Source organism: Treponema sp. OMZ 805 (genome assembly GCF_050937395.1).
Lineage (GTDB): Bacteria > Spirochaetota > Spirochaetia > Treponematales > Treponemataceae > Treponema.
This window is the reverse complement of sequence record NZ_JACCLP010000008.1, coordinates 78,637-92,796: the sequence shown is the minus strand read 5'-3', so window position 1 is coordinate 92,796 and position 14,160 is coordinate 78,637. Positions and strand designations below refer to the sequence as shown.

14 protein-coding genes are annotated in these 14,160 nt (G+C 40.6%); 7 read left to right on the top strand and 7 right to left on the bottom strand.

Annotated features, from left to right (window positions below; genetic code table 11):
- Nucleotides 1-188 precede the first annotated feature (188 nt).
- The 5 genes from HGH47_RS07915 to HGH47_RS07895 all read left to right on the top strand — a co-directional run bounded on the left by HGH47_RS07915 (nt 189) and on the right by HGH47_RS07895 (nt 3,622).
- The gene (locus tag HGH47_RS07915) at nt 189-740 is read left to right on the top strand and encodes a histidine phosphatase family protein (protein WP_212566448.1); all 552 of its coding nucleotides are present in this window, start codon (nt 189-191) and stop codon (nt 738-740) included.
- Nucleotides 741-880: 140 nt separating this feature from the next.
- The gene (locus HGH47_RS07910; protein ID WP_230974639.1) at nt 881-1,087 is read left to right on the top strand and encodes a hypothetical protein; all 207 of its coding nucleotides are present in this window, start codon (nt 881-883) and stop codon (nt 1,085-1,087) included.
- 226 nt (nt 1,088-1,313) lie between these two features.
- The gene (locus HGH47_RS07905; RefSeq protein ID WP_212566447.1) at nt 1,314-2,165 is read left to right on the top strand and encodes a CPBP family intramembrane glutamic endopeptidase; all 852 of its coding nucleotides are present in this window, start codon (nt 1,314-1,316) and stop codon (nt 2,163-2,165) included.
- Between the two features lie 18 nt (nt 2,166-2,183).
- A complete protein-coding gene (locus tag HGH47_RS07900; RefSeq protein WP_212566446.1) occupies nt 2,184-2,942 on the top strand; it encodes a class I SAM-dependent methyltransferase in 759 nt (252 codons plus the stop codon).
- Nucleotides 2,943-3,244: 302 nt separating this feature from the next.
- Nucleotides 3,245-3,622: a nuclear transport factor 2 family protein gene (locus HGH47_RS07895; RefSeq protein WP_432911564.1), complete on the top strand. Its 378-nt coding sequence runs from the start codon at nt 3,245-3,247 to the stop codon at nt 3,620-3,622.
- A gap of 218 nt (nt 3,623-3,840) precedes the next feature.
- Here the strand turns inward: HGH47_RS07895 and HGH47_RS07890 are convergent, their stop codons facing one another.
- Nucleotides 3,841-5,187, bottom strand: coding sequence for an MATE family efflux transporter (locus HGH47_RS07890; protein ID WP_432911561.1), 1,347 nt, complete (start codon nt 5,185-5,187; stop codon nt 3,841-3,843).
- A gap of 24 nt (nt 5,188-5,211) precedes the next feature.
- Complete coding sequence (locus HGH47_RS07885) at nt 5,212-5,805, bottom strand: TetR/AcrR family transcriptional regulator (RefSeq protein WP_432911558.1); 594 nt, start codon at nt 5,803-5,805, stop codon at nt 5,212-5,214.
- A 158-nt stretch (nt 5,806-5,963) separates the two neighbouring features.
- Between HGH47_RS07885 and HGH47_RS07880 the strand changes: the two genes are divergently transcribed.
- A complete protein-coding gene (locus tag HGH47_RS07880) occupies nt 5,964-6,284 on the top strand; it encodes a TfoX/Sxy family protein (protein ID WP_006189650.1) in 321 nt (106 codons plus the stop codon).
- 274 nt (nt 6,285-6,558) lie between these two features.
- Nucleotides 6,559-8,652: an MBL fold metallo-hydrolase RNA specificity domain-containing protein gene (locus HGH47_RS07875; RefSeq protein WP_432911553.1), complete on the top strand. Its 2,094-nt coding sequence runs from the start codon at nt 6,559-6,561 to the stop codon at nt 8,650-8,652.
- Nucleotides 8,653-8,982: 330 nt separating this feature from the next.
- On the opposite strand, the gene HGH47_RS07870 is transcribed toward HGH47_RS07875, so the two are convergent.
- The 5 genes from HGH47_RS07870 to HGH47_RS07850 form a co-directional block, all read right to left on the bottom strand.
- Nucleotides 8,983-10,200 (bottom strand): ABC transporter permease, encoded by a 1,218-nt coding sequence (locus HGH47_RS07870; RefSeq protein ID WP_432911550.1) that lies wholly within the window; start codon nt 10,198-10,200, stop codon nt 8,983-8,985.
- A 5-nt stretch (nt 10,201-10,205) separates the two neighbouring features.
- Nucleotides 10,206-10,691 (bottom strand): FMN-binding protein, encoded by a 486-nt coding sequence (locus tag HGH47_RS07865; protein ID WP_432911547.1) that lies wholly within the window; start codon nt 10,689-10,691, stop codon nt 10,206-10,208.
- A gap of 289 nt (nt 10,692-10,980) precedes the next feature.
- Nucleotides 10,981-11,667, bottom strand: coding sequence for an ABC transporter ATP-binding protein (locus tag HGH47_RS07860; protein WP_432911545.1), 687 nt, complete (start codon nt 11,665-11,667; stop codon nt 10,981-10,983).
- A gap of 21 nt (nt 11,668-11,688) precedes the next feature.
- Nucleotides 11,689-12,825, bottom strand: coding sequence for an ABC transporter permease (locus HGH47_RS07855; RefSeq protein ID WP_432911542.1), 1,137 nt, complete (start codon nt 12,823-12,825; stop codon nt 11,689-11,691).
- A gap of 45 nt (nt 12,826-12,870) precedes the next feature.
- Nucleotides 12,871-14,148 (bottom strand): ABC transporter permease, encoded by a 1,278-nt coding sequence (locus tag HGH47_RS07850; protein ID WP_016524160.1) that lies wholly within the window; start codon nt 14,146-14,148, stop codon nt 12,871-12,873.
- Nucleotides 14,149-14,160: the final 12 nt, after the last annotated feature.

Below are 14,160 nucleotides of genomic sequence, written 5' to 3'. Positions count from 1 at the left end.
TTTTAGAGATGTCCTATCATCCATTATTGACTCTTTACTCTCTTTTTCATACCATCATTATCTCGTTCTAATAGATTCTAACAGAGCATATTCTGTTACACTGGCTATCTCCGGTAGTGTTGCACAAAGATTGATCCTCAACACACACAAAGCACACTGTAGCGGGAACACATGAGGTATGCACCATAATGCTTATTTTGATACGGCATGCACACGTGCTTTTTAATTGGGAAAAGAAATATACGGCTGAGGGCTTTGCTCAGGCGCAGGCTGAGTATGATGAAGCACCGATAGAACGGATCAACGCTTCACAGCTTCGGTCTATCAGAGATGAATTACCGGAGCATTTTGAACTTTATACGAGTACGTTAAAAAGAAGTATTGACACGGCGGCACTGCTCTTTCCTGATAAAACACCGATGCGGTTACCGGAGTTTTCGGAAATACCGATTTATCCGTATCGAGATTCTGATAAGCCGCTTTCGCTATGGCGATGGCTATTCTGGGGACGGATGCAGTGGTTTTGCAACAATCCGCGGCAGGAAAGAACAAAGCGGATGGTCAAGCATGAAGTCGAAGCATTGATGTCTTTAATGGAAAACAAAAATGCGGTGATTGTAGGTCACGGATTTCAAATGCGGACAATGCTGAGCATACTTGCACAGCGTTATCCCGTTCAAAAACCGATGCACATAAAAAATTTAGACATAGTAAAATGTTTTGTTTATGAGAAGCAATGACGGAGTTCCGCCTCAGTGGAGATTTGAGAAACGAAAGAGAAGAAAAAATTGTAAGCAAATTGAATATTCGGACTGAAAGATAGCGAAAAGAATGTTTTTAAGTATAATTAAGATAAATCATTTTAGTAATGGAGGTCATTATGTACGAAACTTTTTTTGAGCAAATAAAAACAGTGCCGCGGGAATATCTTGCAGATATAGAAAATTATGTCCAGTATATTTTATATCGATACAAACAAAATGTGGAAAAACATTCGCAACAAGATTTATCAAAATATTTTGGCAGTATAAAAATACAGCCTGATGCTCTTACAATGCAAAAGGAAATGCGAGATGAGTGGAATTGACTACATGGCTGATACAAATGCCCTGATTTATCTTCTTTCCGGCGATTCCTGTATGAAACCCTATTTGGCAAGTTATATAGGTGTTTCCGTCTAAGGATGCCGAAGTTAACCGATGAGTTTACCTTGCGGCAAACATCACAGATTGTATGTGCACTTTTCGTGCATCAATGCATCATTTTTCGAGAATTGATATTCTCTCAACTGCTGTATTTCAAAGGAATGTTTTATGTGGAATTCATTTATTGCTATTGAAGATGATCGTTTTGGTCTAAAGACCATAGCGCATTGTGTTATCGGTATTATTCTGTTTATTATTGCAAATATCGTTGCAGCAATATTATCAAATGTTTTCTCGAATATTATTACTGTTCATAGTATTATTATCATCATAAACTGTTGTTTTAATATTCTATTTTTTCTCTTGTTGATATCGCTCTATATCCGGAAAGGGTTAAAAAAACGATTGGATTTTTTCCGGATAGATAATGTAAAACCGTCAAAATTATTTATTCTTATTTCAATTATTTTACCATGCTGTGTTATAGGATTTTATTATTTTTTTCTAAACGGTACATTATCGGTAAATAACATAAAGATATATGAAAAGATATGCTTTGCTGTCAGTATCGGATTGTCCGCAGGAGTTTGTGAAGAAATACTTTTCCGCGGATATATAATGAAGTTGGTAGAAATACGATGGAATAGAAAAGTTGCCGCATTTGTACCGTCTGCATTATTTGCCCTTCTTCATATATCAGGCAGCATGAGCATAATCGATATCCTGCAATTGTTACTTGCCGGTATAACAGTCGGTATAATGTTCTCATCCGTTACATATGCAAAAGATACGGTAAACAACTCAATAGTAATACATGGAGTATGGAATTTTTTCATTCTCGGTATTCTCGGTATTTCAGTAAAACCGGATACTACTCCCTTAGTATCCTACGTCATTCGCAGCGAAAATATATGGATAACAGGCGGTACATTTGGCATAGAAAGCGGATTACCTGCAATCATTGGATATTGCATTGTTATTTTATTCGCTGTATTGAGCAAGCATAAAATTGAGGAATAGATTAATATGGAGCATTTTATGAATACACATCAAAATTATCAGGACGCAAATGCGGCGGTGATCGACCGTTGGATTACAGAAGGCTGGGAATGGGGTAAGCCCGTTGATCACGAAACGTATATTAATGCACAAAACGGACAATGGTCTGTAGTATTGACGCCGACAAAAGCGGTACCGCGTGAATGGTTCGGTGATTTAAAAGGAAAAAAGCTGTTAGGACTTGCGTCGGGAGGCGGGCAGCAAATGCCGATTTTTACCGCAGCCGGAGCGGAATGCACGATACTTGACTACTCTGAAAAACAGCTTGAATCTGAGCGAATTGTTGCCGAGCGTGAAGGTTATCGAATTAACATTATACGTGCAGATATGTCAAAACCGCTGCCCTTTGCCGATGCATCCTTCGATATTATTTTCCATCCGGTAAGCAACTGCTATATCGAAAAAGTTGAACCGGTGTTTGCCGAATGTTTCCGCATACTCAAAAAAGGCGGCGTGTTACTGTGCGGACTTGATACCGGTATCAATTATATTGTCGATCAAAAAGAAGAGAAAATTATCAACGCACTTCCATTTAATCCGCTCGTTTACGAAGCGCACCGCAAACAGCTTGAAGAAGCGAACAGCGGTTGGCAATTTTCTCATACAGTAAGCGAACAAATCGGCGGACAGCTGCGCGCAGGTTTCACACTCACCGATATATACGAAGACACGAACGGAGAAGGACGCTTGCATGAATTGCATATCCCTTCATTCATTGCAACACATGCGGTGAAGTAAGAAGAATCCGTTGTGTCGTTTATAAAAAAATATTATTGAGGCGATCATGGTATTAAGAAAATATGAAGCGCAAGATTCCAAAATCATTTGCAGCTGGATTAAGGATACAAAGCAACTTTATCAATGGTCTGCCGACAGAATAGGGCGGTTTCTGCGGGAGTCTTTACGAATAATGAGCGTGCACGGCATTGTTATGAAGCCACCGGTTTTCAACCAACAGAAAAAGTTATAACCTATATGATGCCGAATGGCGCATGGGAATGTATTGAAATGGAATTGAATATCTAACTTTGAGGTCGGCTATGAACATACAAGATTTTTTGAACGCAGTATTAAAACAAGATGCCGAACAATTACGCACTTACTTTTCCGATTCCGCATATATCAACTGGCATTGTACTAATGAGCATTTCACGGTTGAAGAATACATACAAGCAAATTGCGAGTATCCGGGAACATGGGACGGAACAATCGAAAGAATAGAACAAATCGGTGATTTAATTATCACCGCTGTCAACGTATACAGTGTCGATAGAACAAGTTCTTTTCACGTGGTATCGTTTATAAAATTAAAAGATGATAAAATCATTGCGATGGATGAATATTGGGGCGATGACGGTTCCCCACCACAGTGGAGATTGGAGAAACGGCTTGGAAGAAAAATACATGGGAACCTCTAAAAACTTCAGTTTTTAGAGGTTTTCCTTAGATTTCTTTTGCGATGTTTTTTGATAAGTCATAAAAATGTAAAGACTTATCAAAAAGACTCGTCGGGCATCTCTAAAAATCTAACCGAGTTTTTAGAGATGCCCACATATCTAATGACTCATTCTTTTCAACCCTGTCATTGAGCATCATCTCCCATAAAAAGTTCATTGTTTTAAGATGAAGGAATCCTTTAAGCGGCTTCCTTTTCTATTTTTCTCATTACGTTAAGCATTAAAAACAATCCGACTATAATCATTGTAAAATCTACAATAGGCTCCGCCCACCAAACAGCTGACGCTCCGAATAATTGCGGCAACAGAAGTATCGCCGGAATAAATAATACCAATTGTCGCAACAGTACAATAATCCCTGCTTTTTTACCGTCTCCAATGGATTGGAAAAAAGTCAGTGTCATAATCATAATTCCGTATAAAATAAATGTGGAATAAAACATCTTAAAGTTTTTAACGCCGGCTTCAATAATCTCATGTCTTACACTGAATAACGACAGTAATGTATCGGAGCAAAACATTGACGGTATCCACGAAGCAGCCGCAAGAATAGTTGCTCCACACATAAAAATCTTCATCGTATCTTTTACTCGCCCGTATTGTTTTGCACCGAAATTTGCTCCTATAACAGGCTGCAATCCTTGACTCATTCCCCACAACGGAATAAATGAAAACATATATAATCTCATTGTTGCAGACATCAAAATTCCCCAGTTATCTCCGCCATATACAAAGGCTTGCTTAAATAAAAATGTTTGCTGCACCGCAAATAAAATTTGCATCATCATTGCCGAACTGCCGATACTAAACATTTCACGGTAAATTGCTTTGTACTTTTTGACTTTATGGATTTTCACAAATGAACTCTTCTTTGAAAAATAATGAAATGTTAATAAAGCTTGTACGATTTGAGATAATACGGTTGCGATAGCAGCTCCTTCAATAGCATACTCTCCCATGAGCTTCATAAGAATAGGGTCTAACATAATGTTGAGTATGGCTCCCGTTCCCATAATCATCATTGATTGTTTTAATGCCCCTTCGCCGCGCATTGTCATATTACCTGCTTGAGCGAAATTGACAAAGAGAGAGCCAAAGAACACAACCCGCAAATATCTCACCCCCAGATCTTTAATATTTCCTTTAGCGCCAACCATGTCTAAAAAATGAGGTGCGAATATCAAACCTACTATTGTGATAATTGCAGAAAATAAAATAACCCAATAACAAAAATTGCCGAATATTTTATCTATTGTTTCTTTATCACCCTTACCGATAGCTCGTGATAATATCGATGCACTGCCTACGCCTATCAAAGCCGATATTCCGCCATTTATAATTGTCAAGGACATGGATACACTGATTGCCGACATCGCATAGTCCCCAATCAGCCGCCCTGCAAATATCCCATCCATAAACGGGTACAGACCGATAACCAGCATTCCGATTATTCCCGGGATAGCCAACTTGAATAACAATTCTTTAGGACTTTTAGTTAATAGTTGTGTTTTCATATCTTGTTTCATCGTAATTCACCTCTTCCTATTGGTTTAGTTATTTTTTTCAAGATCAATAATGTATTGTATGATTGTTTCTTTTATATACTTCTTATGAGCATCAAAAGAATTCCGTGCATTAAGCACTTCCGAACTCACTATTAAACCGTTAATGTAATAAACTAAAAAACCATCCTTAAAAATATGTACCGTAATTCCCAGTTTCTTTGCAATGAGATCAAGTTCTTTAGTTGTGTGCAATTTTAGTTCCTGATATAAATCTTCCAAATCCCGATTATAGTTTTTTGCTTGCAAAAGAAGTGAGTACAGCTTCATTAAATCGGTTTTCGCTAATGCCTTACTTGTTAAAATATCACCCATTTGCTGATATTTATCTTTGCTCCGATTATGCGCTAAATATTCAGTTATCAAGCTATTTCTGTATTCATTTCCATCAAGCATTAAGTCTTTTAGCATTTCAGTTGTACTTGCATAATGATGATACACGCCGCCTCTACTCATACCTATTTCCGTAATGATATCTTCCATTGTTGTATTCTGAAAGCCTTTATTTAAAAAGCATTTTTTTGCGGCTTCTCGAATTTCTCTTTTTCTCATCTGTCCAACTTTTTGTTTTTCTTCTTTCAAAATAAAGTCCCTCCTTGCCTGTCAAAAAACCGACAATGATGTCGGTTTTTAATATAGCGTTATTATTAAGTAATGTCAAGTAAAAAAACGTTTTTGCAAACAGCGCAAAATGAACAGTATAGACAAATAATAGTTAAAAACAGTAGACTTTAGTAATTATGGCATCGAGTAAAACATATTTAGATTTTATTTTGGAACAGTTATCGGAATTGCAAGACATACGCTATCGCGCAATGATGGGAGAATTTATCATTTACTATCGAGATAAAATTGTGGGCGGTATCTACGATGACCGCTTACTGGTAAAAGCGGTTCCGTCGGCAATTGCGTATATGCCGAACGCTTCCTACGAATTGCCGTATCAAGGCGCAAAAGAAATGCTTTTAGTAGACGAAGTTGATGACAAAGCATTTATAACGGGCTTGTTTAATGCAATGTATGATGAATTACCGGCGCCGAAAATGAAGAAGAAAAGATAAAAAGTGTGCAGTATGATGTCAAATTCATGAACTGAAGGAAACTGATTGCCGGTAAAGGTTTGTCTGATATTGCATGTGTCCGTGGCGGATACTTGACCATAATCAGTAAATAACGTAATATAAAATTGAATAGTGAGTATTCTCATTATTTTACATCTCCTTGTAATAATCTTACAAGTATGTCTGACTGACCGTATTAGGTTCTGTCCATTGATCTTAATCTACAAATAAATAGTGTTTATAAGGTCATTATATACGTTATAAGGAGAAGTATATGAATAACACAAAAAAAGAAAATAAATTGAGAATTGCTTTTATGGGAGCAATCAACTGTGTATCAGGCTCATGCACCTTGCTGGAATATAGTAATTCCGAAAAGGACATTTGCAATTATTATCTGGTAGACTGCGGAGAATATCAAGAAATAAATCACAATTATATCGACAATAAAAAGAGAGTTCTTTCTTTAGCAAAAAAGATTAGAGCAGTCTTTTTAACCCATGCTCATGCCGATCATATAGGGCTTTTACCTGATTTAATTGACAACGGATTTAGAGGAAGGATATACTGTACTAGAGCAACCATGGATCTGACAAAGATTATGCTTGAAGATGCTCTACATATAAAAAAACAGGAAAGTAAGGATATAAAACAATTTATAAACCAAATGAATTTTGAGCCGATAGATGAAAGACCAGGGTTTTTGTTCGGTAATGCAAAAAAACCAATATCAATTGATGATGGTTTATGTATGTATCCGCTCAGAACGGGACATATCCTCGGCTCTTGCTCTTTTACATTTACCTGGATCAAAGAAAATTCTAAACCGATCGAAAACAATAAATATGACCATTGGGAAGCAATTTGTTTTTCGGGGGATGTCGGTCCATGTGATGAACTTTCGGTAAAAAACGGAGATGCTCAAAGTATATTACTAAAAGATTTTTCGACACCTTATTACAGTGAATCAAACCGCTATATCGTTTTAGAATCAACATACGGAAATAGAATTCGTAATAAGAAAAATCTTTTTCTTAAAAAGATTTATAAACTTTGGCGCATCATACATATAACAAAAGAAAAAGGTGGAAAAGTTTTAATTCCTGCATTTGTTTTAAATAGGATGCAAGAAATTTTAACGGATTTATATTACATCAAAAATCAGCCGATGCAGTTTACACCAGAGAGTTTTATCGAAGAAGATGTGATGGAAGAAGAATGGTTAAGCTATTTTGATTTAGTTGAAGAAAATATTGCTTTTTCTGAAGAAAATCAGAAGTTTAAAGAGATATTATATTTAAAAGAGTTTCCGCCTCCAGATAAAATTAAAAATTATATATCAGGGTATAATGCGCAATATAATAATGATACCCTTTTTAAAACCTTGCCTGAGTATGCTCAAATCGGAATAATTAATATATTAAATGGCCTGTATAAAAAATTCTATAACGGCATGGATATTCATTATGGTTATTATTCATCTTTAACCGCTGAAGTAAATCAGATTTATCAAAAAAATCTCTTTAGCTGTACTATGAATAAAAACAAAGAGATAAAATATCACTATATTTCACCTCAATTTTTTAAAGCTTTTTTACCTCAAGTTACAGAAGCAGAAGAAAAATTAGAGGAAGGCAAAAAAATTATGAATGATATTTTATCTAATGAGTATTCATGCTCACGAGCATCATCAATAAGACCGGATGAAAAATTTGATGCATGCTTTTATTATAATGATGTCTGTTTATTTTCAAATAATTTCTTAAACAGCGAAAATATAAATAAATTAGTTGAATTCCTAAAAGATGAGAAAAATACGCTTGTTTTAACCGGTTATCAAGGTGAAGGAACAAATGGTGCTTTGCTTAAAAAATTAGGACAAGAAGTATATACCGAGCAAGATTTATTTAACATAAAGTTAAACGATACCGAGATGCGGTTGTATGAAGTAAAGTGCAAAATAGAAGATATGTCTGCATTCTATTCTGGGCATGCAGACCAAGAACAACTTGTTGAATATGTTCACGGTTTCAATAATACACGAGGAACACACAATATCTTTCCCACAACCGTGTTTTTAAATCACGGTACTCAAATACAGCGGGAGGCATTAAAACAAGCTATCGAAGAGAAAAATAATGCTTCTCATAAAATTAAGACTGTATTGCCCGAATCTTTTAAGTGGGTTAATTTAAATACCGGCGAATATGAAGAATCAGTGGATATTGAAATCGAAAATACACGTCAAAGAAATTTTCATAAAAGTAAAATAACGGTTAAAGATACCATAGATATTCTTTATCCTGAAACTCTTGACCCGCAGCTTTTAGTAAAAATTATAAATGCCGTTAACGATATCCTAGATTAAAACTCGATCTTTGTATGATTAACGATGAGTATTTATTCATGCAGAGAGATTTAATAGTCACTGTTTTTTTACCGCCACGGATAGCGGTGGTTCCCAGCAACAGCGACGTTTTTGCACAGCAAAAACTCGCGTTCAAAAATTGACAAGGAGGTCAATTTTTGAACTTGCCACGGATGGCGACTGTTCTATTCAGTAGCAATGGTGTGCATCGTGGTTGTTGATTTTTGGAGCAGTTCTCGGAATGATAACACTGCAAAATTGCAACTGCACGGAATTGTGGCGGATTATCAAAACCGGCAGTTGCGGAATGTTGGAACGGATAGATAATCCCTATCCTTGCAGCTGTAGCGCAGGCTCTTGCTTGGTAAATCCGTGAATTGTTTTGAGTGCGGCAAGCGGGCCGATAACCGAAATAGCCGATAAGGTTAAAAGGGCACACAACAGTATCCACAAAACCGGCGGCGTAAGAAAGGGCATTTTAAGACCGGCGATAATTGCCTGATTAAACAAGAGAACAATTAAACAGGACAGACCCGTCCCGATCCCTGCGCCCGATGCACTGATGATAAACGCTTCGGCAGAAGCAAGCTGCGCAAGTTTTTTCTTTGTACCGCCGATAATCCGCAGCATTCCGAATTCTTCTTTCCGCTCATGGAATATCGAAGAAAACGACACCGCAAGTACAATGAATGACAACAGCCAGAGCAGCGCAAGCAGCACATAAATATACACATTGAGGTTTGCGATACTTGCGGAAATATTGGTCATCATCCGTTTGGAAATAAGAGGATAAATCTGCTCCCCTTCAAACTCAGCGAGGATACGCTTGGCAACCGTTTTGACATCGGCATTCGGTTTTATCCGCACCATAACGCTGGAGATAAGATCCTCATCCTGTGCAACCGGATGTTCCATAATCCGCTCATATTCTTTTGCAAGCCGCTTTGCATTTTCAATTGTCATAAACACGGAGTTGTCAAAGCCCATACCGGTTTTCGCGAGCCGCCCCGTAATCACAAAAGGCTGATTAAAAAACTTAACCTCGGAATGCGTATCCCCGACAATGTTACTGCCCACGACAATCTGATTATCAGTCAGCGGTAACCGAATCTGTCTTTCGAGCCACGGCTTAATATTAAAATCGGAATCAAAGTCGATGCCGATTACCTGCAACGGAAACGAACAGCACCCTGCGGAAAGGGTTGCGATAAAAAGCTGCGGAGAAGCGAGATCAACGCCTTCAATCTTTTTAAGGCGGTCTACAACCTCGGACTTAAAGTAAAAGCTGTTCGGCTCACCCCGCAGCAGTGCGCTTTCGATTTTTGAATCATAGCCCTGCGGAACCACAATGATGTCTGCACCCAGCCGGTTCGACAGAGACTGCATTCCGCCGTTCAGACTCTTGACCAAAAAGCTGCCTGCAAAAAGACTGAACGCCAGCACCGCGGTCAGCACAATCAAACTCACCGTCCTAAACGGCTTGCGTTTAAGGTTCTGTTTCGCAAGTTCGATAACCGTTAATTTTTTGACCGGTTCGGAAGCTGCCATCGTTACTACTCCGCCTTCGCCTGTTTAAGCGCAATACCGACTACGTTCTCAAACAGTTCATAAGATACGGTTGCACCGGCAATCGCATCCACTTTATCAAGCTGCTGCGTTTCAACCAGTTTCGGTCCGTACTTTTCGGCATTCTTAATTGCGTTCTGCGCAATTTTGTATAAACCGGCATTCTTAATCACTCCGTCGGTTTTGCCGTAGTCCTCGCCTTTCAGCGTTCCGTCCTTCTCGTAGGATAGAAATTCACAGTCGGTAATTTTACCGTCTTTAACGGTTATCGTTACCTCGGCATTTCCGCCCCAATCGTCTTTAATACCGGAAACCGCTTTGTAAACGCCATCCTTATACCGTACCGTAGGTTGTACAGCTTGTGCCGATTGTCCGGCCTGCTGCGCAGTCCCTTCATTTTTACTACACCCTGCGAAACAAAACGCCGCAAGTGCCAATGTAATTGTGAATATACGCAAAGATATTTTTTTCATTTTTTACTCCTTCTTGTATGAAATTTTCTTTAAAATTTCGTGCAATTTATGCTAGAAAAAGGGAAAAACACATCAGACAAAACAAAATCGCAAAATAAATAGGATGTGAGACCATTTGAGCCATCTTCAACTGCTGTACATCCTTGTACAGCAGTTGAAAGCGAGTTTTGTGCAGGCACAAAACATCGCTGCTGTATGGAACCACTGCCATCCATGGCAGTTCTGGTTGAACATCCTATTTATTTTGCGTGGGACTAAAAAACCTCTGATGTGTTTTTCCCTGCACATCTTATTTTTGCAGCGTCGGCCGCGTTCTGCTCATCTTTTCGATGCGCGCGATTTTCCCGTGCTCAAGTACAACCATCCGTTCCGCCTGATCGGCAACCTCCGGATCGTGCGTAACAACGATAATGGTACTGCCGGTATTGTGCAGCTTTTCAAAAATCTCCATCACCAACCGCTCGTTTTTTTCATCGAGGTTGCCGGTCGGTTCGTCCGCAAGCAGGAGCTTAGGGTGATTGATGAGCGCGCGGGCAATACACACGCGCTGCTGCTCTCCACCCGAAAGCTGATTGGGCAGGTGCTTTGCCCGCTCCTTTAAGCCGACGCTCGCAAGCGCTTCCATCGCCTCTTCCTCATCGGGCATACTGTGGTAATACTGCGCCATCATCACGTTCTCAAGCGCGGTAAGATAGTTGACAAGGTGGAATTGCTGAAAAACCAAGCCGATGGTATCCCGCCTGACGACGGTTAATTCCTTCGCGGACAATTTTGAAATATCCTGCCCTGCCAGCTCAATCTTGCCGAGTGACGGCTTATCCATACAGCCGATGATATTCATCAGCGTCGTTTTACCGGAACCGGACGGTCCCATAATCGACAGCCACTCGCCTTCTTCCACCGTTAAATTTATATTATCCAAGGCTTTTAAGTCGCCGTAAATCTTTGAAATTCCGCTCAATGTTAAAATATCCATAATAATCTCCCTTTTCTATTTCTACTCCCCGCGTAAAACCAAAGCGGGGTCGATGTCTACCGTGGCGCGTACCGGGAATAAACAGGAAACAATCGTGATGATAATCGAGGCGATAACCGTAAACGGCGCAAGCTGTACCGGAAACGAAACCTCGCGGGCGAATACGCTGATACTCACGTTGTCCGCAAACACGTAGCCGAGTACCACGCCCAAGATACCGCCGATCAAACCGAGCATCACCGCTTCGCCGAGGAAGTCTTTTACGACGCTGCTGTTCGACGCGCCGAGCGCTTTTTTCAAGCCGATTTCTTTTCTACGCTCCGCGACAACCGCCATCATCGTCGTCGTTACACAGATCATCGTTAAGAACAACACGATAATGGTAACAATCCACACGAGCGCCTGCAGTTTGTTCAAGACTACATCCTGAGATTCCGTTACGCGCTTTACCAGCCGCGGGGTAATACCGCTCACCTGCTTCGACACCGTGTCGGCGATCGATTTAAGATATTCCTGATTGCCGTCGATGCTGCACTCAATCACATCAAATTGATCATCGTACCCGATAATACCCTTGATATCCTCAAGGCTCATAAAGATAAATTCTTCTTCTACGCCGCCGGTGGTAACAATACCCGACACTGTACATTCGTTGACCGTTACATCGCCGTTCGGCTTCGGCGTATTGACGATAAAGGTATCGCCGACCGACAGTTCGATATTGCGGCTTATTTCGTGCCCGATCAGCACTTCCTTTTTATTGTGCGGCCAGTCCCCGCGAATAAGCCAATAGGGACTATTGCTTTTCGCACTTTCCAAATCCGTTGCGGCGATCATATACGGCTGCTCGTTCACCTTTGCCGACTGATAGATATACGGCGCAAAACCGACCAGCTTTTCAGGATCGATCACCTGCTTAATAGCGCTAATTTGCTCCTCCATAATCTTGGATTCGCTTTCCGCCGGAAGAAATATCAAATTTGCGCCGTATGAGCGGAACACCGTCCCCATCTGGCGCGGAATATCATAGTAAATAGTCAGTAAGCCCGACAGTACCGTAGAACCGATTGCGATTGCCAACAACGCGACAAGCATCCGCGACCGGCGGCGTATCAGCGAGCTTGTAATCATCTTTAAATACATTCTGTTTCTTGTCATAACGCTTCACTCCCGTATCCGCTCTTTCCGATTTCGGCGTGCATTTTATTTTCCATGCAGCACCTCCGTAGGATTGAGTTTGAGTAAATACCGTACCGAAGGCAGACTGCCGAGCAGGGTGATAAGAAAGATGATAAGCACGACAATCGGAATCACCATCGGCGCGGGAGGAATAGCCGAACCGAATACGCTCCGCCCGATAATCTGCGTTAAGCCCAATCCGGCAAAGTAACCGATTGTTCCGCCGATTAAGCCGATAATCATAATCTCCGTCAACACCGATACGGTAACCGCCGTGTTACTCGCACCGATTGCTTTTTTCAAACCGATTTCCGCGCGTCTATCCATCACGCTTGCCGTTACAAGGTTGGAAATTCCCAATGCGGAAGCGAGCAAGCTCAAAATTGTGATTAAGAGCATCAGCAGCGTGGTCTTATTTAAAATCGCCCCTTCGGATTCGGCGACCTGCCGCACCGGTTTTGCAACGGCATCGGTAATCACTTCCTGAATTTGGTAACAGATACTGCTGACATACGCGGTGCAGTACCATACCTCCATCTCTTTGATGGTTAAGCTTAAAGGGTTCCGCGCGGCCTTTCGTGCAAGGTCGTTATCAGGCGTCGTAAGCGCACTTACCTCGATGCTTTCGCACACATCGGTTTTTCCTAACAGGCGCTGCGCCGTATGAAGGGGTGTAAAGATGTACTCATCCTCGTTGCTGCCCGAATTGAATATGCCGGAAACAGTCAACGATGCGCTTCCGGCAGGGCCTGTTACTTCGATCACATCGCCGACATGAATAGCGTTTCTCCCCGCAAAGAGGCTGCCGATCATACAGGCGGAATCATCGGTATCGGAAGCCCATGTACCGGTTACTTCCCACCACGTTCGCATCCGCCGGATACCGGTAATAACTTCCTGTCCGGTGTGCAAGTCTATTTTATAATCGAACCATGTACCGGTCAGACGGACGGGCTTATTTTGGCCCTTATATTCAACGGACACGTTTAAAAACGGAGCATAGTCAACAACATTGTACGCCCAAAATATAGTCTTAATTTTATACAGCTCATCCTCGCGTAAATACTTTTTGGTACTCCCCGACTCTACTCCGTAAATATCATCGAGAAGCGAGGCCTCTTTATGCACGACATTGATATTCGCTCCGTAGGTTTTCAGCTCCTGATTTACCTTATCCCCTACTCCGAGCATCGTATTGAGCATTGCGCTTGAAAGACTCGCACCTAGCGCAATGGTAAACGCAATCATCGCCATCTTCCCTTTCTGACGGAAGAGGGAACCGGCTATCATTCTCCAAAACATAATTGCTATCGA